The sequence below is a fragment of the Streptomyces sp. NPDC000594 genome (assembly GCF_040299965.1).
In the GTDB taxonomy this organism is placed as follows: Bacteria; Actinomycetota; Actinomycetes; order Streptomycetales; family Streptomycetaceae; genus Streptomyces.
In genome coordinates this window covers 1-17,495 of the sequence record NZ_JBEPCY010000062.1, presented here as the reverse complement: position 1 = coordinate 17,495, position 17,495 = coordinate 1, and the positions used below count along the sequence as shown (strand labels likewise).

At 71.0% G+C, this 17,495-nt stretch carries 18 protein-coding genes; 10 read left to right on the top strand and 8 right to left on the bottom strand.

The annotated features are described in order from the left end of the window. The coding region (locus tag ABT354_RS37470; RefSeq protein WP_351502447.1) for a transposase at window positions 1-183 on the bottom strand (183 nt) is incomplete at its 3' end. A gap of 53 nt (window positions 184-236) precedes the next feature. After that, window positions 237-1,490 carry a helix-turn-helix domain-containing protein gene (locus ABT354_RS37465; protein ID WP_351502445.1) on the bottom strand — a complete coding sequence of 418 codons (1,254 nt, stop codon included), beginning with the start codon at window positions 1,488-1,490 and terminating at the stop codon, window positions 237-239. A 131-nt stretch (window positions 1,491-1,621) separates the two neighbouring features. Between ABT354_RS37465 and ABT354_RS37460 the strand changes: the two genes are divergently transcribed. After that, window positions 1,622-2,251, top strand: a complete 630-nt coding sequence (locus ABT354_RS37460; RefSeq protein WP_351502443.1) for an HAD-IA family hydrolase — start codon at window positions 1,622-1,624, stop codon at window positions 2,249-2,251. Between the two features lie 14 nt (window positions 2,252-2,265). Here ABT354_RS37460 and ABT354_RS37455 read toward each other — a convergent pair whose 3' ends face one another. From ABT354_RS37455 to ABT354_RS37445, 3 genes are all read right to left on the bottom strand, one after another. Then, window positions 2,266-2,781, bottom strand: coding sequence for a hypothetical protein (locus tag ABT354_RS37455; protein ID WP_351502441.1), 516 nt, complete (start codon window positions 2,779-2,781; stop codon window positions 2,266-2,268). Between the two features lies 1 nt (window position 2,782). Next, a complete protein-coding gene (locus ABT354_RS37450; RefSeq protein ID WP_351502439.1) occupies window positions 2,783-3,337 on the bottom strand; it encodes a matrixin family metalloprotease in 555 nt (184 codons plus the stop codon). A 395-nt stretch (window positions 3,338-3,732) separates the two neighbouring features. After that, window positions 3,733-6,657 carry an AfsR/SARP family transcriptional regulator gene (locus ABT354_RS37445; protein WP_351502437.1) on the bottom strand — a complete coding sequence of 975 codons (2,925 nt, stop codon included), beginning with the start codon at window positions 6,655-6,657 and terminating at the stop codon, window positions 3,733-3,735. A 529-nt stretch (window positions 6,658-7,186) separates the two neighbouring features. Between ABT354_RS37445 and ABT354_RS37440 the strand changes: the two genes are divergently transcribed. From ABT354_RS37440 to ABT354_RS37425, 4 genes are read left to right on the top strand one after another with little or no spacing between them, the layout of a single operon-like run. Next, window positions 7,187-7,822, top strand: coding sequence for a hypothetical protein (locus tag ABT354_RS37440; protein WP_351502435.1), 636 nt, complete (start codon window positions 7,187-7,189; stop codon window positions 7,820-7,822). Beyond that, a complete protein-coding gene (locus tag ABT354_RS37435; protein WP_351502433.1) occupies window positions 7,819-8,418 on the top strand; it encodes a toxin in 600 nt (199 codons plus the stop codon). Before ABT354_RS37440 ends, ABT354_RS37435 begins: the two co-directional genes overlap by 4 nt. Next, window positions 8,418-9,605, top strand: coding sequence for an MAB_1171c family putative transporter (locus ABT354_RS37430; protein WP_351502431.1), 1,188 nt, complete (start codon window positions 8,418-8,420; stop codon window positions 9,603-9,605). The genes ABT354_RS37435 and ABT354_RS37430 overlap by 1 nt, the downstream gene beginning before the upstream one ends. Before the next feature lie 3 nt (window positions 9,606-9,608). Then, window positions 9,609-10,991 (top strand): NAD(P)/FAD-dependent oxidoreductase, encoded by a 1,383-nt coding sequence (locus ABT354_RS37425; RefSeq protein WP_351502429.1) that lies wholly within the window; start codon window positions 9,609-9,611, stop codon window positions 10,989-10,991. Window positions 10,992-11,073: 82 nt separating this feature from the next. On the opposite strand, the gene ABT354_RS37420 is transcribed toward ABT354_RS37425, so the two are convergent. Next, the gene (locus ABT354_RS37420; RefSeq protein ID WP_351502427.1) at window positions 11,074-12,225 is read right to left on the bottom strand and encodes a DUF4419 domain-containing protein; all 1,152 of its coding nucleotides are present in this window, start codon (window positions 12,223-12,225) and stop codon (window positions 11,074-11,076) included. Between the two features lie 295 nt (window positions 12,226-12,520). On the opposite strand from ABT354_RS37420, the gene ABT354_RS37415 reads away from it, so the two are divergent. Further along, on the top strand, window positions 12,521-13,450 hold the full coding sequence (locus tag ABT354_RS37415; RefSeq protein ID WP_351502425.1) for an aminoglycoside phosphotransferase/kinase family protein: 930 nt from the start codon (window positions 12,521-12,523) through the stop codon (window positions 13,448-13,450). Window positions 13,451-13,477: 27 nt separating this feature from the next. On the opposite strand, the gene ABT354_RS37410 is transcribed toward ABT354_RS37415, so the two are convergent. Together ABT354_RS37410 and ABT354_RS37405 are read right to left on the bottom strand one after the other, a co-directional pair. Next, on the bottom strand, window positions 13,478-14,023 hold the full coding sequence (locus ABT354_RS37410; protein ID WP_351502423.1) for an EF-hand domain-containing protein: 546 nt from the start codon (window positions 14,021-14,023) through the stop codon (window positions 13,478-13,480). A gap of 275 nt (window positions 14,024-14,298) precedes the next feature. After that, the gene (locus tag ABT354_RS37405) at window positions 14,299-15,156 is read right to left on the bottom strand and encodes a GNAT family N-acetyltransferase (RefSeq protein ID WP_351502421.1); all 858 of its coding nucleotides are present in this window, start codon (window positions 15,154-15,156) and stop codon (window positions 14,299-14,301) included. 440 nt (window positions 15,157-15,596) lie between these two features. Here ABT354_RS37405 and ABT354_RS37400 point away from each other — a divergent pair, with 440 nt between their 5' ends. The 4 genes from ABT354_RS37400 to ABT354_RS37385 form a co-directional block, all read left to right on the top strand. Beyond that, entirely contained in the window at window positions 15,597-15,962 is a 366-nt protein-coding gene (locus ABT354_RS37400) for a DUF2089 domain-containing protein (protein WP_351502419.1), read from the top strand. Further along, entirely contained in the window at window positions 15,959-16,219 is a 261-nt protein-coding gene (locus ABT354_RS37395; protein ID WP_351502416.1) for a hypothetical protein, read from the top strand. Before ABT354_RS37400 ends, ABT354_RS37395 begins: the two co-directional genes overlap by 4 nt. Window positions 16,220-16,239: 20 nt before the next feature. Beyond that, window positions 16,240-16,668, top strand: a complete 429-nt coding sequence (locus tag ABT354_RS37390) for an SHOCT-like domain-containing protein (protein WP_351502414.1) — start codon at window positions 16,240-16,242, stop codon at window positions 16,666-16,668. 417 nt (window positions 16,669-17,085) lie between these two features. Next, window positions 17,086-17,495, top strand: a 410-nt coding sequence (locus ABT354_RS37385; RefSeq protein ID WP_351502412.1) for an ATP-binding cassette domain-containing protein, incomplete at its 3' end; no start/stop codon positions are given.

The following is a 17,495-nucleotide window of genomic DNA, read 5'->3' as shown; positions in this document are numbered from 1 at the left end:
GACGGTCTTCCACGGCCCGAAACGTTCGGGCAGGTCACGCCACTGCACCCCGGTCCGCACCCGGTGCAGAATCCCGTCGATCACCTGCCGGTGATCCCGCCACCTGCCACAACGCCCGTTACTGACCGGCAGGAACGGCCGCAGTCGTTCCCACTCGGCATCGCTCAGATCACCCCGCCCCATGCCCACAGGAACGACTCGGGCACGGAGTAGTCACATGATCGGCCGGACAAGTCCTAGGCGGCCAGGCCGATGTGTTGCGCGACCTTTCGGAGGTCGTCGCGCCATACGGCCTTCTCGCGCTTCAGGAGATCGGCGACTGCCTCTCTGACCAGCGGCGAGAAGATCATCTCCTCGGGAGACTGTGTGATGAGCTTGCTCAGGATGTGCACCGTGCCGTAGTCGTCCCGCTGGATCCGGTTCAGGTTCATCACCTCGATCAGATAGCGAGTACGGCGCTCAAGGGGCAGATGAGGACTGACGTGGACGGTGTCGGCCGCGCGGAGGGCTTCGCTGACATCGCCCTCCTCCGCCTTGATGTGCACCTCGTGCATCGCCACGTTCGTCGGACCGAAGCTGGTGTGCCAGTGGTTGAAGTCGCTCCCGACCCTGTCGGCAGCGAATTGCGCGCCTCGGTACATGTCCCAGGCAACAGGGCCCTTCGTCGCGCGTGTCGCGGCGATGGCCCCTTGAAGATGCAATGCCCCATAGGCAGACCAGTGCTCGACCGAGGAGTCATCGTCCGGTCGGCACATGGCGATGGTCTGTCGAACCAGTTCGAGGCTGTCACCCACATCCCCCGCCGAGGTGAGCACACAGGCGAGGTTCCACGCAGCCGCCGCCAGAAGCGCGGGGTCGTCGGCCCTGTCCGCAAGGGCCAGGCCCCGGTCTGCCGCGATCCGGGCGAGAGTCGGCTCGCCCACCCGCCGGAGCCAGATCTGATGAAGTCCGTACAAACTGATGAGCTGCGGCAGAACCTTCAGCTCGTTCTCAGTGGACACGTCCCGCAGGACCGCGTGCCCCTGGCGCAGGAGGATCGGCAGCCGAGAGCCGACATCCTGGTAACGCCTCTCGGCCTGCGTCTCGTACACCGTCCACGCGTCCGCGACGGACGCGGCGAAGTCCTCCGCCTCGATGGTGTCCAGCCGGAGCGGCAGAAGCGACGTGGGCAAGGACAGTGCCTTTCGGATGTCCGGTACGAAGCTGTGCTCGGCGATGCCGGTGCCGACGGCCGAGATGTATCCGCCCGTCAAGTCCTCCATCTGGCAGCGAAGCACCTGACACAGCGTGACGAGGACCGAGATCCGGTTCACCGGCATCCGATCGTGCTCGACCTTGAAGACCCAGTTCTCCGACCTGCCGATCAGCTCGCCCAGCGCCCGCTGTGAGATCCCACGCCGCTCGCGCAGCCACTTGATCCGCTTACCGATACTGAACAACTCTGCGTCACTGACCATGAGTTCCCACTCTTCGTCGTCAACAGACTTCACACAGAGCCTATTGCCCAGGCTTGCCGCGCAAGGGTGATACTGAGCCCACCGCAGACAGAGCCATCGGCGCTCTATGTGCAGGATTACCCCGGTCAACCCCTTCGTTATCAGATCTTCTGTAAGGAGCGTCCTTGTCCAGCTACCGTGGCTTGATTCTCGACTTCGGAGGGGTACTCACGACGCCCATGCGGCTCAACGGTGCGGCCTTCGAGAGGTCAATGGGTCTGGAGCCCGGCGCCTACTTCCATGCGCTGAACGAGAACCCCACGGGCGTCGCCATCTACGCCGCTCTCGAAGTCGGAGAAGCCACGCAGGATGACTGGAACCGCGTTATCGGCGGCATCCTCAACATCGACCCCACCGATCTGATGCGACGGGCCCTCGCCAACCTCCGCCCCGAACCCCGCATCGTTGCCGCAGCCCAGCGAGCCAGAGCGGCGGGCATCAAGACCGCGCTGCTCAGTAACAGCTTTGGTCTCCACCCCTACAACCCCTATGAGGATCTGGGCATGTACGAGGGCTTCTTCGACGCCATCGTTCTCTCCGAGCGGGAAGGCGTACGCAAGCCCTCATCTCTCATCTACCAGCGCGCCCTGGACGCCCTGGGCTTGACCGGCCCCGAATGCGTGTTCGTCGACGACCACGAGCACAACCTACCGCCGGCCGAGGCCCTGGGCATCCGAACCATCCACCACACCACGGATCCCATAGGCACAGCCGCGCAGCTTGACAGCATGCTCCTCGAACGCGCCACTGTTTGACCAGCACCGCACCATCAGAGGGTGGAGGGGACGTGGCTGCTCAGCCACGCCCAGTGGTCGCCCAGGGTGCTGTCGGTGGGTTCTCCGGGGGCGCGGTCCGGGGCGGGCACGGTCAGGTCGGCGGCGGGCCGGGGGCGGGTTTCCGCGAGGACGGCGTGTCCGTCCCGGGCGTCCCGCCACGGCACGGTCGGGAACACATACGCGGCCCCGATGCCCAGCGGTGGATCGTCCTCCGTCCGGGTGACGGTGACGATCCCGGTCACCGTGCCCTTGAAAACGCGGCCGACCCGCACCTCGTACAGCTGGGACGGGATCCCCGCGATCGTTCGCGCGCCGAGCCGGCGCCGGACGGTTCCGTGCCAGACGTCATCGGCGGCAGCCGCGACCTGCTGGTCGTCGTCCGGGTCATGGAGGGTGACGGCGTCGAACTCCGAGGCCGTGGGCCCGGTCAGCCGCTCGTGGACGGTCGCCGCCACCGCCCCCAGGACGACGACGGCGGCGGCCGAAACGGCGATGAGACGCATGCGCATGTCAGCCCCACAGTGCCTGGTAGTCGCGCCGGTCACGGGCGGTCGGCCGGCCGTCGGCGGCGCCGTCCCGCAGGCGCGGTGCCATCAGCGTCGCACCACCCCGTCCCGGGTCCTTGTGACAGAACCCCAGGGCGTGCCCGAGCTCGTGCGCGGCGATCTGTCGCCGGTCCGCCTTGTTGCCGTGCCTCTTGCCCCGGCCCACGTACGCACGGTTCAGGGCAAGGGTGTCCGTGCCCGGCATCCCGATCCAGGCGCCGCCGACATTGCGCCACTGCCCGTCCTTACGGTTCACATCCGCCCACTCAAGGTCGGCGACCCGGGTGGCGTCGTCCTCGGGGAACCGGATCCGCTTCAGGCCCCGGCCGCTCCACGCGGACATCGCGTGCCGCCGGGCGTCGTCAAAGTGCGTCTCGTCCTCCCAGGAGACCTCGCCGTCATCGACCGACGACCGCCCCCGCGAATCCCGCTCCCCGCCGATACAGGATGCCGGAGCCACCGCCAGCGCGACAGCCTCGCTCGCACCCAGCACGGTCACCGCCGCCGTGAACAGCGCCACCCACGGCACACACCGGGCCTCGCCCCTCCCCGCAGATCCCACGGCATGCCAACGAACAAGGAGTCCGACAGGACACGGCCGCAGCTCACCGCGCCACGTCCGGGCGTGGGCCAAGCTAGGGCGGCATAGTGGGTAGGAGGTCCAACTCGGTAGGTTTGACTGTGACGTTCGCCGTAAGCCCCGCGTGCGCGGGGCCGATGTGCCCGGAGTCGAGCTAGAGCTAGTCGCGCGCGGAAGACCCCCGCGTACGCGGGGCCGATGCGGACAACGGCGGGGGTGACATGTTTGCCCAGGGAAGACCCCCGCGTGCGTTCTCCTGGATCTCCGCCCATGAGTCCCGGGTACCACATGCCGTCGAAGCGGGTGATGACGGGCCCAGGTTATCGGCGAGCGGGTCAGCAGGTCGGCGTGGCCGTACCCCGCCCCACCCGCAACAGGACCGCCGACGCCTCCCCCGCCAGCGCCTCCTCACCCCACCGCCGGAACGCCTCCAGACACCGCCCGGCCAGCCGCCGCGCGAGCTGCGTACGCTCCAGGGCGAGCTGTGCCTGGGCCAAGCGCAGGCGGGTGGCCTCCTGCCACAGCCACAGCCGGCGGACGTGGAACATGCCGAACGCGGCCTCCAGCTGGTCCACCGCCTCCTGGGGGCGGCCCGCGCCGATGAGGACCCGGCCCAGGAGGTAGCGGGCGGTGGCGGTGGTGCCCTCGCCGCCCAGTCCCTCCTTGATACGGAGGTTCTCCCGGGCCGCCTCGACCGCCTCGTCCAGCCGGCCGAGATCCAGCAGCGCGGGTGCCAGATTGCCCAGGGCGCTGCCCTGCGGGAAGCGGTCGCCCCGCTCGTACCAGACCGCCAGCGAGGCCCGGAAGTGCGCCACCGCCTCGGCCGCCCGGCCGGCCGAACGCGCCGCGATGCCGAGCCGGTTCAGCGAACGCCCCAGGGTGACCGCGTCCCCGCACTCCCGGCTGAGGTCCCGCGCCGACCGGAAATCGTCGGTCGCCGCGTCCAGATCCCCCCGGCGGTAGTGCGCGTAACCGAGGAGGTAGCGGCCCCAGCCCTCGGCCCGCCGTTCGCCGCGCGCCACGGCGGTCTCCACCAGCAGCCGGACGACGGTGGTGTAGGGGACGAGGTCCCCACCGGACTCGGTCAGATACTCCAGACAGGTCAGGATCTCGGCGACGGAGACAAGATCGGTGCCGGTACGGGTCAGCGCCCCGCGCAGCAGCCGCAGGATCCCCTCCGACTCGGCCAGCAGCCGGTCCACGGCGCCGTCGAGGTCCACCGGGTCGAACTCCGGCAGGCGGGTGGGGGCGACACCGTCGGGCACCGAGTCCCCCGGGTAGAGGAAGCGGTCCAGCCCCCGGGCGGTCGCCAGCCACAGGTCGAGCAGCCGCTCCAGCGCCTCGTCGCGCTCCTGCGGGGTCTCCCGTTCCGCACAGCGCTGGCGGGCGAAGTCGCGCATCAGATCGTGGTAGCGGTAGCGGCCGGGCGCGGGCGACGACAGCAGCGACCCGTCCACCAGCTGCTCACAGACCTCCTCCGCCGCCTCCGGGGACAGGGCGAGCACGGCCGTGGCGGCGGCCCCGGAGAAGGTGTCGCCCTCCAGCAGCGACAGCAGCCGGAAGGCGCGGCCCCGCTCCGGCGACAGCCGGTCGTGGGAGAGGGCGAAGACCGACTCCACCGACAGTTCCGCCATCCGGAGCTGGGCGAGCCGGCCGCGCTCGTCGGCGAGGCGGCGGCGCAGCCACTCCAGGGGCCAGCGCGGCCGGGCGCAGAGGCGGGACGCGGCGATCCGCACGGCCAGCGGGAGATGGCCGCACAGCTCGGTGATCGCCGCCGCCTCCGCGTGCTCGGCCCCGGTGCGCCGCTCCCCGGCGATGCGGGCGAAGAGGGACAGCGACTCCCCCGGGCTCATCGCGGTGAGGGCGACGGTCCGTCCGTCGGCGGTACCGCCGAGCCAGGAACGGCTGGTCACGATGGCCGCGCAGCCGGAGGTGCCGGGCAGCAGCGGCCGGATCTGGGCGAAGTCCCGGGCGTTGTCCAGGACGATCAGCACCCGCCGCCCGGCGAGCAGGGAGCGGAAGGCCGCCGACCGGTCCCGGGTCGACTCGGGGACGGCGGAGGCGGTGGCGCCCAGGGCGCGCAGGAAACCGTACAGCGCCGTGCCGGGGGGTACCGGTTCGCCGTCCGCGCCACGGAGGTCGATGAACAGCTGGCCGTCGGGGTAGTGGTGCCGGATCCGGTGGGCGACATGGACGGCGAGTGTGGTCTTGCCGACGCCGCCGAGGCCCACGACGGCGACGAGGGAGGCCGTGGGTCCGGGTCCCGCCGCCTCGGCCACGCGGCGGACGGAGTCGTCGCGGCCGGTGAAGTGGCCGATGTCGGCGGGAAGCTGGGCGGGAGGCCGGGCGGGTGGGACGGTCCGCCCGCCGTCGCCTCCGCCGTCACCTTCGCCTTCGTCGTTGCTTTCGTCGCCGTCGCGTAAGTCGGGTACGTCGCGTGCGTCAGGTACGTCGGGTACATCGGGTACGGGGGGTACGGGGGCGGGGCGCGCTCCGCCCACCGCCTCGCCCGAGATGATCCGCTGGTAGAGCGAGGCCAGTTCCGCCGTCGGCCGTAAGCCCAGCTCCTCGTCCAGACGCCGTCGCAGGCCCGTGTAGACCTCGATGGCCCCGGCCTGCCGCCCCTGTGCGTACAGGGCCCGCATCAGCAGCCCGTGGAGCCGTTCGTGCAGCGGCTGCTCGGCGCAGAGGGCCGCCAGCTCGGCCCCGGCGCCCGCCGCGTCCCCGCCGTCGAGCCGCTGTTCGAGAAGGGCTTCGACGGCGTTCTGCCGCAGCCCCGTGAGCCGTAACCGCTCGGCCGCCGCCCAGCGCCCGCCCAGCCCGAGCAGGGCCTCTCCCCGCCAGAGCGCCAGCGCCTCGGTCAGCGTCCCCCGGTCGCACAGGGCCAGGAACTCGGCCAGGTCCGTGGGGTGGGCCGGCATCGCGTACCCCTCGCCGTACCGCCGCACGGCCCCGGCGCCGAACAGCCGTCGCAGCTGGGAGATGTACGTCTGCACCGTCCGCAGGGCCGTGGCCGGCGGCCGGTCCTCCCACACGGCCCGGATCAACCGCTCCCGGCCCACCACCCGGCCCCCGGCCAGTACCAGCACCGCCAGTACCAGGCGCTGCTGTGGTGTGCCCAGCGGTACGGGCTCCTCGCCGCGCCAGGCCCGTACCGCCCCCAGCACTCCGAAGCGGAGCCCGGCCCCGGCCGCCCCCTCCGCCCCCTCCGCGCTCTCCGTCTCCCGGCCCCGGTCCGCCCGCCCCGAATCCCCCGGCACCTCTGTCCTCTCCTCCCCCGTGCGCACATGCGCCACCGTGGTCGGGGGCATCCCTTCGAACGACCCGAATGGTCCCTTCCGCCTTACCGCGTGAGATCTACCGGCCCGCCGACACCCGAGTCACCTGGTTCCCCGGCGTGTCGCCCGCCCGCCCCAGACCGACCGGAAGCCATCGGTCCGCCCGCCCCCGGGTCGCCGGGGGCGCCGCCCGGGAGAGGCTCGGTGCTGCCCGACGGCAGTGCTTCTGACGGGGAGCGAACCCCCGCCGACCTTATAGTCGTTGGGCGCCGGGGGCTCAGGAGCACAAAAGAGGTACACGAGGTACACATGGGGGAGGCACGCGCGGAGGCGGTCCGCCCCCTGGCCGGGTCCCGCTCGACGCCTGCCCCCGTACGAAGATCACCGGACTCCGTCAGGACACCACACAACCAGCCAACGAACGTTGGGAACCCGCCACACGATCGTTGAGGCGATCGAACGACCCGCATAGGGTGCGACCCATAGTCAACACACCCCTGGAGCACACGCCGTGAAGCCTGAACTCCCCGAGACCCTTCTGCGCCTGAAGGAACTGATCAGGGCGCAGAACCTATCGGAATCGGACTACTTGGACCCGGTGCGTCTCGGGGCCGAGACGGCTCTTCCCGTCATGACGGTGGCCAACCTCCTCGCCGGGCGCAGCGCCCCGGCGGACACCGTCAACGAGCGGGTGACCGCCCGTCTCAAGAAGCTCGCCCAGGACCATGTCGACCGGACGAAGCGGTCGACGAACCAACTCGCCGCCGACATCGCACGAAAGCTGGGGATCTCCGAGAACTGGGCGCGTCATATCTGCAACGGGACCAAGGTCCCCAATATCGGGATCCTGAGCGGTCTGGTCGAGTACTGGAAGGTCGACGGTGAGGCGTTCTTCACCGTCTCCGCCGAGGAGGCGCTCAATCGGGTGCTCGTCGTCCGGCTGGGCCAGCTGGAGCGGCCGGAGAGCGACCCCTTCCGGCTGCTGATGGAGAAGCACGGGCTCAAGGCCATGGACATGCGGCATTCGCCGCTCAGCTCCCCGGATCTCGAACGGCTCATCGTGGGTGTCATCCAGTCCGTGCTGAAAGAACCGAAGGACCAGCCGGAGGGCCAGCCGAAGAACCAACCGGAGGACCAGCAGCCATGAGCGTGCGGGAGATGAAGAAGTTCCTCGGCGCGCTGGGCCGCCTGGCGGCCAAGGAGATCAGTGTGCCGGCGGAGCCCCATGTCGTGATGGACGCCTTCTGTACGGCGATGACCGTCCGGACCGGCCGTCCCATCCAGCTGGTGTTCCGGGCCTTCCCCGACGCGGTCGGTGTCTCCGGTCTCCGGCTCGCCCTGGAGGACCGTTCCGTCATTGTCGTGGAGGAGCGGGTTCCGCCCGCCGCCCAGCTGGTCATTCTCGGCCATGAGCTGTGGCACGAGCACCAGGGGGACTGCGGCCACCACCTGGGCACCGCGTCGGCCGCGGCCCGGTCCGCCCCCGAGGACCCCACGGCGGTCGAGCGTGCCGTCCAGCAGATCCTGGCGCAGACGGAGGTCCCCCAGGAGGCGCTCCAGGCCGTGGCCGCCCGGGCGGAATCCAGCGACTCCCACGAGACGGACGCGGAGACCTTCGGCCTGCTCTTCGGCAGCAGGGTACGTACCTGGCTGACCGGACGCTACGCGCGTGGCGGGGCGACGACCACCACCGTCGAGGGCCGTATCACCGCCTCCCTCAGTGGCAGGCACGGCATCCTCTGATGAACCTCGACGACTTCCAGATCTCCTACACCCTCACCATCGTGCTGCTGGTCCTGGCGCTCTCGGTGAAGATTCCCACCTTCCTCCGGGCCTGGCGGCACGACGCGGACATCCGCGCCACCACCACACTCATCTTCCTGGCGCTCGCGGTCTTCGTCTCCGTCACCCCCACCAGCATCGAGTGGATCAACGACACGGTCGGTGTCCCGAACATCGCCGCGCCCTGGGGGTACTCGCTCCTCACCGCGTTCTGCGCCAACTGCCTCACCATGATCATCAGATGGCGCGAGGGCCCGACCGACGCCCGCAGGCGCAAGATGCGGCTCGTCTACTGGAGTTACAGCGGGATCATCGTCGCCCTGTGGCTGACGTTCCTCCTCGCGGATGTGCCCGATGAACGCATCCTCGACCTGGACACGTACTACGCGAACACGCCGTGGATGCGCGAGCACATCCTGCTCTATCTGATCGCCCATATGATCTCGGCCCTGGCCGCCGCGTACATGATCGGCACCTGGTTCTCGCAGGTGGAAGGCGGCTGGCTCCGTACGGGCCTGGTCTTCCTTCAGGTGGGCTATGCCTTCGGCCTGGTCTTCGACATCCTCAAGCTGATCGCGGTCGGGGCCCGCTGGACCGGTACGAACTGGGATGTCCTGAGCACCAAGGCCGCCCCGCCGTTCGCCCTGCTCGACGCCGTCCTGGTCGCGGTCGGTTTCATCCTCGCCCATGCCGGTCCGCATCTCCAGGAACGGATCCGTGACCAGCGCGACCATCACCGGCTCCGCCCCCTCGCGACGGCCCTGCGCACCGTCACCCCCGTAGCCGCCCAGGTCCCCACGGGGTTCCTCACCCCCATCAGCATCCGTCTCATCAAGCGGCAGCAGCGCTGTCATGACTCCCTGCTCAGGCTCGCGCCCCATATGGACCACGACCTCTACCGCACCGCCTATGAGGCCGCGCTCACCCGCCACGGGGAGGAGCAGGCCCGCGCCATCGCCGGGGCGGTCACCATCCAGGCCGCGGTCACCGCCCATGACGCGGCGGGCGTGCCCACCACGGACACGGACGCCACGCCCGCCGCGACGATCCACCACATCACCGACCACATCGACGCGATCTCCAGGGCCCTGCGCCATCCGCGCCGTCTCGACCGGCCGCGCCCGACGGCCACTACCCAGAAAGCCTGACACATGACTGAAAGACCCACCGCGGTTGTCGTCGGGGCCTCTGCCGCCGGTCTCTTCGCCGCCCGTGCCCTGGCCGCCTTCGCGGATGTCACCGTCGTGGAGCGCGACGCCCTCCCTGCCGGGCCCGAGCCCCGGCGCGGTGTCCCCCAGGCCCGCCACGCGCATCTGGTGTGGTCCGGCGGTGTGCTCGCCTTCGATGCCCTCCTCCCCGGGCTGGTCGACGACATCGTCGCCCGGGGCGGGCGGCTGGCCCACATCATGGGCGACATGGTCAGCCGGGCACCCAACGAAATATGGTTCCGCCGGTTCACCCGGACCCACCATCACAATCTGGTGTGTTCCCGCGATCTCCTGGACGCGGCCCTGAGACAACGTGTCCTCGCCGACGACCGGATCACCCTGCTGCGGGCGAACGCCATCGGTCTGCACGGCGACGCCTCCCGGGTCACCGGGCTCCGCGTCGACGCCGACGGCCGGGAGAGCACGCTCATGGCCGATCTCGTCGTGGACGCCGCAGGCCGCGGCTCCCACGCCCCGCGCTTCCTCACCGAACTCGGCCTTCCCCGGGTGACCGCGCGGGAGGTCAACGCCGGGGTCGCCTACTCCACCCGCGTCTTCAGGGCCCCGGGCACCACCGCGACCTCCGGCTTCCCGATCGTCAACGTCCAGGCGAACCCCACCAGCGCCCCCGGCCGGGGCGGCATCATCCTGCCCATCGAGGACGACCGGTGGATCGTCACCCTCTCCGGCACCCGGGGCGGCGAACCCCCCAAGGACGGTCCCGCCTTCATCGACTTCGCCCTCGGCCTCGACGACCCGGTCATCGGTGAACTCCTGGAGCACGCCGAACCGCTGGGCGAGGTCGTCACCACCCGCACCACCGCCAACCAGCGCCGCTACTACGAGAAGATGCGGCGCTGGCCCGACGGCTTCACCGTCCTCGGCGACGCCATCGCCGCGTACAACCCCGTCTACGGCCATGGCCTCACCGTCGCCGCCCAGTGCGCCCTGGCCGTCCGCGATGTGCTGCGTACCCACCCCCTCACCGCGCCCGGCACCGCGCGCCGCCTCCAGAAGGCCGCGAGCCGGCCCGTATCCGCCGCCTGGGACCTCGCTGTCGGGCAGGACGCCCGCTACCCGGGCGCCGCCGACACCCCCCCGACCACCGCCGAGCTGCTGCTGACCCGCTATGTCGACCGCTGTGTCCGGACGGGCGCCGGCAACCCGAGGGCGCTCGGTGCCCTGCTGGATGTGATGAGCCTGGAGAAGCCGCCGACCCGTCTGCTCTCGCCGGACATGCTCGTGCCCATGCTCCTCGGGCCCCGGAAGCAGCCCCCGGCCGGGCCGCCGCTGAGCGAGGCCGAGCGGAAGACCGCGGTGCCCTGACGGGGGCGGGGCCCGAGCGGTACGGGGCCGACCGGTACGGGCCGTGCCCTGACCGGGCGGGGCCGGTCAGGGGGCCAGGAGGTCACGCCCCGGTCAGGGGTTCGGCGACGGCATGGCCGAGCCGGGGGCGGATCCAGCCGTCGTCGTCCTCGATGCCCAGGACACCGCCGAGGAAGACCATCTCCCGGTCGCCTTCCGGGGTCTCCCACCCGAAGGGCACCCGGGACACATGGGAGGGCAGATCCTCCTCGGCCAGGGTGCCGGGGCCGAACGACTCCCGGGGCAGCGGTCCGTCCTCCGTGTACCGGTGGGCGAGGAAGGCGGTGATCCAGCCGGTGACCCGGTTGCCGGAGGATTCGGACCGCCACTTGTAGAGCGAGCGCCAGAACTCCTCCCGGACGCCCCAGCCCGACGCGGTCGCGGCGATCTCCTCCAGCACCGGCTCCAGGGCGCTGAACCACGGCCGCAGGCCCTCGAACCACTCCCCCAGCTCCCGTACCCGCGCCGCCAGCAGCCGCCAGTCGCGGTCGGTCCCCTCCAGCCGGATCCGGGGAATGCCGCAGAGGGTCAGCACCTCGAAGCGGTAGTACGGGGAGACCGCGTCCATCAGCGCGATGAGCACGGCCGTGGCCTCGGCCCGCCCGGTGGTGGAGAAGGACGGCCGGAACAACTCGGCCACATCGGCACCGACCCGCTCCCGCAGGGGCTCCTGGAAGAGACCGAGGGTGTGCTCCCAGTCCCGGGGAGCGTTGTCGTCACGGACCCGGATGGTCCGCCGCTGCCCCGGGGTGTCCGTGAACAGGCCCGCGTAGGTGTCGGGGTGCAGCCGTATGTGCGTGGCGACTTCGTGGACGACGGCGTACCACAGCAGATCGGGCGAGAGGCCGACCGGGAGATGCGCGGTGAAGGCGAGGTGCAGGGCGCGCAGCAGCAGGCTGGAGCTGGGCTCCGCACCGGCTTCGGGGTCGGCGGACGGCCGGTCACCGGCCTCGGACTCGGGGTCGGTCTCGGCGGACGGCCGGTCACCGGCTTCGGCTCCGGTCTCGGCGGCTTCGGACCCGGCGGGCGGGCCGATCAGCCGGTCGGTACTGCGGTGGTGCAGGCGGGCCGGTCCACGGAGCACGGCCCGCAGAAAGGCCTCGTTGCCGACCTCCCCCAGCCCCGCCGCGAGCCGGGCGGCCTCCGCGTCGGCCTCGGCGTCCGTGCCGAGCGGCAGATCGATGACGAGCGGCATCCCTGTCCCCCTGGGTCCGGGGCGACCGCCCCCGGCCGTGATCGTAGGCGTCGGCCCGGGCTGGAAGACACCAGATTTCTGGGATGGGCCGGGTGGGGCCGGTGGCGCGACAGTGGTCCGACGGGGGCCGACTGTACGAGGTCGGCCGTTACGGGGCCGGGGCCCGGCACCAGGGCTCCGGCCCGGCCGGGTGGTGGGCCCCGGCGCACCCATCGACGGACGGGGCTGTTGGATCATGAGGACCGATCGTTGGACCCTCCAGGGGGAGTCCCCGGAATCGAGGTACGAACAGTTCATGTCGAGTGCGGAGTTCGACCCCGGCCTGGTGGCGTGGTGCGCCCGGTGGCTGGGCGCGGTTCCGGTGGAGCCGTTGCTGACCGTCGCGCAGATGTCGGAGGTCACCGCGGTCCGTCTGGACGACGGGCGCGAGGTCGTCGTCAAGTCCCGCCCCGACCCCACCGGCCGCACGGTCACCTGTGTGGAGGTCCAGCGGCGGATCGCGGCGGCGGGCCTGCCCTGCGCCGCGCCCCTGACCAGGGCGGTCCTCGCCGACGGTGTCGCGGTCCACGCCGAGGAGTGGCGGCCCGGCGGCACGATGGCCGACGGCGACGGCGTCGCCCTCGCGGCGAGGGCCGGCCGGCTCTACGCCACCTTCGCCGCCGTTCTCGACCACTGTGTCGTACCGCCGCCGCTGCCCAACCCGGAGTGGGTCCGGTACGACCACACCGACCCCGGTGTCTGGCCCGCCAACCCGGTGCAGGACAGCCGCCCGGGGGCCGACAGCCTCCCCGCCGAGCTGGTCTCCGTCGCGGTCCGCGCCCGGGCCCGGCTGGCCGCTTCGCGCGGGCTCCCCTGTGTGCTGGGCCATGCGGACTGGGAGGCACAGAATCTGCGCTGGCGCGGCGACCGGATCCATCTGGTCCACGACTGGGACAGCCTGGCCTGGCTCCCCGAGGCGGCGCTGGTCGGGGCCGCGTGCGGTGCCTTCGCCAGTGGATCCGTACCCACGCTCGCCCCGCTGGCCGGCTCGGAGGCGTTCATCACGGCGTACGAGGAGCAGCGCCGCCGTGCCTTCACCGCCGGGGAGCGGCAGGTGGTCTGGGCGGCGAGTCTGTGGCCCGCGCTCCACAACGCGCGGGCCGAGGTGTTGTGGGGGCGCCCGCACACCGCCCTGACGGAGCTGCTCGGCCAGGGCGGGGAGCGGCTCCGCCGGGCGGGTGCGTGACGGTCGGGCACCCGGTGCGGGTGGGTGTCAGATACGGCCGAAGAACAGGGAGCCGGCGGCGCCCGCGTCGGCGGAGTGGAAGTACTCACGGCTGGCCCGGATGAACTCATGGCGGGAGATGACGCCGTTCCCGTCGGTGTCCAGCTGGGCGAAGGAGTCCAGGGCGTCGGGCGCGTCGACCCGGCAGACGTCCCGGAGATAGCGGGCGAACTCGTCCTGGGTGATCTCGTGGTCGCCGTCGGCGTCGATGCAGTCGAAGATCGCGTGGCTGGATCCCTCGACGATGTTCACCCGACTGGTGTCGATGGCGGCGAGACGGTTGGCCTGGATGAACTGTTCGCTGGTGAGCCGGTCGCCGGCCACGTCCGCGTGGCGCAGCAGCTCCAGCCAGAAGATCTGGAAGAAGGCCCGGAGTGCCCGGACCCGCCGGTCGTCCGTGTCGAGCCCGTACGCCTGGGTGAAGCGGTCGACCAGGGCCTGGTAGTCCGCCCACTCGACGTGGTCGTCCCCGTTGGCGTCGAGCGTCCGGAACGCCCGCTCGTGCTTGGCACCGACGACATCAGCCGTAGCCATTCGCGTCTCCTCCGAGAGAGGTGAACTGCCTGACTGTTCGAACGCCAAGACTGGCCGCCCTCCGGCCGGGAGGAAACCTCCGTACCGTAAACCACTCGTTCGAGTGAATTAGCCCGGTGATGAAACCGCCATCTCCTGACCAAGCAGGATGTAATGGCCAGGGGATGGGCCACCGAACCGGGCCCGCCGGAGTCATCTCCGTTCGACTCCGGCCCCGGCTCCCCCGACCCCCGGCCCCCGATCCTCAGCCCTCAGCCCTCAGCCCTCAGCCGGGGTCATACGAAGTCGTAGGTACGCCAGTCCGCGACCGGGACGTACCCCAGGCGCTGGTAGAGGGCATTGCTGGTGGGATTGGCCGCGTCCGTGAACAGGACGACGTCCGTGGCGCCCTCGTCCAGCGCGGCCTGGCTGACCTCGGCGGTGACGGCGCTCGCATAGCCGTGGCCGCGCAGCTCGGCCGGGGTGTAGACGGGATCCACCTGGACGAGACCGGCGACCATCGGGTTCGCGCCCGCCAGGGAGACGGGCCTGCCGTCGGGGGTCTCCCAGAAGGTGTAGCGCTTGTCGGCGTAACGGGAGCCGCCCCAGGTGTCGACGGTGTAGGAGACGGTCTCCCCGACATCGGCGGCGAAACCGTTGCAGTAGGCGACGAGTCGCTCGCGGTCCTGGTCACCCACGATCCGGCCCCGGCCCTCCGGGAACGGCTGGGGCGGAATGAGCGTACCGAGGCGGTTGAGGCGGAGCCGGACCCGGAGTTCCGGTGTGGCGCCGGTATGCCGCCGCCAGGCCTCGGCGAAGGCCTCGGCGGTGTCCTGGTCCGCGCTGACATAGGGCAGGGCGTACCCGAGGCCGGCCAGGTGAGCGGCGAGATCGTCGGCCTCCTCGGCGGTGAGGGGGGTGAGTCCCAGCCCGAGCCCCGGCAGCCGATGGAGCGTCGCCCGGATGCCGCCCGCCCGCTCCAGCCGCCCGAAGAGCGGAGGCTGTGTGCCGTACCAGGCCGCCCCGCGCACCCGCAGTCTCGCGGTCACCGTCAGCGCCATGATGTGCGGAACGGGCCGCGAGCGCAGGAACTCCCCCGCTCCGGCGAGGAATTCGTCGAGGTCTTCGGTGAGGTACCAGCCATCCGGTCGCATGGTTCATGATCGCCGACGCGCTCGCCACGGGGAACCCCCATGGACCGGTACCGGGGATCGGCCACCCCCGCCCCGGCCGGACATGCGTTTGAGGAACGGAGGGATCCCGGGGTACAGTGATCTTGTTGCTCGCGCCGGTGAATACCGGTGGCGGGACCGGCGTTGGTGGTCCAAGGAAAGACACCCCACTTCCCGTGGGGGGATGCAGGTGCAAGGCCTGCCCAGCGCTCGACCGGGCCCCGGTCTCCTCAAGGAGACCGGGGCCCACTGCTGTTTCGGGGCCGTCCCGGCGGGACGGGGGCGCCCGAAGGCGACCGGCTCCGGGTGCTCACACCCCATCAAGGACCGAATCAAGGAAATTAAGTTCCAGGCGTTGACGCCTTAAAAAACTCAAGATACAAATGAACCTGAGAGAGTCGCCGAGGGTTAAGGGGCCGAGGGTGGACTGGCAGGAGCTGACGGACCTGACGCAGGGGCAGCCGTTCGTGGTCGAGCGGGTCCGTCTCGCGGGCAGCGGTGTCGCGATCGAGGGGCAGTTCGAGCCGCCGCAGCTGGCTCAGCTCAGCATCGACGACCAGGTGTTCGTCGCCGCGTTCGTACGGTCGCACGGTTCGATCAAGGAGATGGAGCGGATCTTCGGGGTGAGCTACCCGACCGTCAAGTCCCGCTTGAACCGGATCACCGAGCGCCTCGACTTCGTCGACACCGACCCGGCACCCACCGGCGCCGCCGATGTCGTCGACCGGCTGCGGCGGGGGGAGATCAGCGCCCAGGAGGCACTGGCCGAGCTGGAGAAGTCCCGGTGATCCCGCAACTGGTGACGGTGGGGTGGCGCCGCCCCGACGGTCGTCGGCGGCGCCTGTACATCCCGGTCCTGCCGGTCCTGCTGCTCCTGTCACCGCTGCTGGTGCTCGCCGTGGTGGCCGGGCTGATCGCCTGCCTCGCCACCCAGGTGAACCCGGCGGGCGCGCTGAGCGGCATCGGGCGACTGCTGTGGTCGCTCCCCGGCACCCGGTTCGACATCGCGGAGGGCCGAACGGCCTTCCTGGTAAGCGTCAGATGAATCACGAGGGGAAGAGCAGAATGAACGAGCAGCGACGCCAGATCCTTCAGATGCTGGCCGAGGGCAAGGTCACCCCGGACGAGGCCGAGCGGCTGATCAACGCCCTCGAACGCCAGCGGCCCGAGGCACCGCAGGGAGCCCCGGCGGCCGGCTCCAAGGCCCGGCCCAAGTACCTCCGTGTGGTGGTGGCGGATGAATCCGGTACCGACGGAGCGAGCCGGATCAACATCCGTGTCCCGCTCCAGCTGCTGCGCGCCGGGGTCCGGCTCGCCAGCCTTGTCCCGCCGCAGGCGCTCACCAAGATCAATTCGGAGCTGAGCAAGTCCGGGGTGCCGATCGACCTCACGGAGCTGAAGCCGCAGCACCTCGAGGAGCTGATCGAGCAGTTGGACGACGTCAAGATCGACGTTGACGACAGCACGTCCAAGGTGCAGATCTTCTGCGAGTGACACCGTCGCGGCGGGCGGGCGGGCACGGGAGCGCGGGAGAGCCCTCGGCCGCCGCAGCAGCCGATTCCGTAGCCGCCACAGGCCCGTGGACCCGCAGGTCCGTAGCCGCCACCGGCCCGTAGGCGCGTAGGCGCGTAAACACCGCAGGCCCGTAACCGCCGCAGGCGCGTGGGCCCATAGCCGGAGGCCGGCACCGCCGCCCGGCTCAGCATCGCCCCGGGCCCGGGCAGAGGCGCGCCTCACGCGACGCCACCGAGGCCCCGGAGCGGGCCGACGACACCGTCGGCCCCCCTGCCCGTACCGTGGCCGTACCCCCTCCCCCGTACCCGGCACGGCGACATCCGGCGTCAGCCGCGCCCCGGGGCCGAACCACCCGATCCAGCCCTCACAAGGGAGAACTCCATGCCTTTAACTGTCATGTCCACATCCAAGCAAAGTGGGGACCCGCAGGCTCCCGCCGCCGTGTCCGCCATCGGTCTGCGCAAGTCGTACGGCGACAAAACAGTGCTCGACGGCATCGATCTGCGGATCCCGGCCGGGTCCGTGTTCGCACTCCTCGGTCCGAACGGCGCGGGCAAGACCACCGCCGTGAAGATCCTCTCCACCCTCATCCCCGCCGACGGCGGACAGGCCCAGGTCGGTGGCCACGATCTGGCCGGCGACCCACAGGCGGTGCGGGGGGCGATCGGTGTCACCGGGCAGTTCTCCGCCGTCGACGGTCTGATCACCGGCGAGGAGAACATGCTCCTCATGGCGGATCTGCACCATCTCCCCCGCCGGGAGGGACAGCGGGTCGCGGCCGAACTGCTGGAGCGCTTCGACCTGGT

Bases quoted from the DNA above. Each gene is read 5' to 3' on its own strand.
- ABT354_RS37425 (WP_351502429.1), top strand. From the start codon at position 9,609: ATGACTGAAAGACCCACCGCGGTTGTCGTCGGGGCCTCTGCCGCCGGT.
- ABT354_RS37405 (WP_351502421.1), bottom strand. From the start codon at position 15,156: ATGCGACCGGATGGCTGGTACCTCACCGAAGACCTCGACGAATTCCTC.
- ABT354_RS37455 (WP_351502441.1), bottom strand. From the start codon at position 2,781: ATGCGCATGCGTCTCATCGCCGTTTCGGCCGCCGCCGTCGTCGTCCTG.
- ABT354_RS37410 (WP_351502423.1), bottom strand. From the start codon at position 14,023: ATGGCTACGGCTGATGTCGTCGGTGCCAAGCACGAGCGGGCGTTCCGG.
- ABT354_RS37430 (WP_351502431.1), top strand. From the start codon at position 8,418: ATGAACCTCGACGACTTCCAGATCTCCTACACCCTCACCATCGTGCTG.
- ABT354_RS37415 (WP_351502425.1), top strand. From the start codon at position 12,521: ATGTCGAGTGCGGAGTTCGACCCCGGCCTGGTGGCGTGGTGCGCCCGG.
- ABT354_RS37435 (WP_351502433.1), top strand. From the start codon at position 7,819: ATGAGCGTGCGGGAGATGAAGAAGTTCCTCGGCGCGCTGGGCCGCCTG.
- ABT354_RS37390 (WP_351502414.1), top strand. From the start codon at position 16,240: ATGAACGAGCAGCGACGCCAGATCCTTCAGATGCTGGCCGAGGGCAAG.
- ABT354_RS37420 (WP_351502427.1), bottom strand. From the start codon at position 12,225: ATGCCGCTCGTCATCGATCTGCCGCTCGGCACGGACGCCGAGGCCGAC.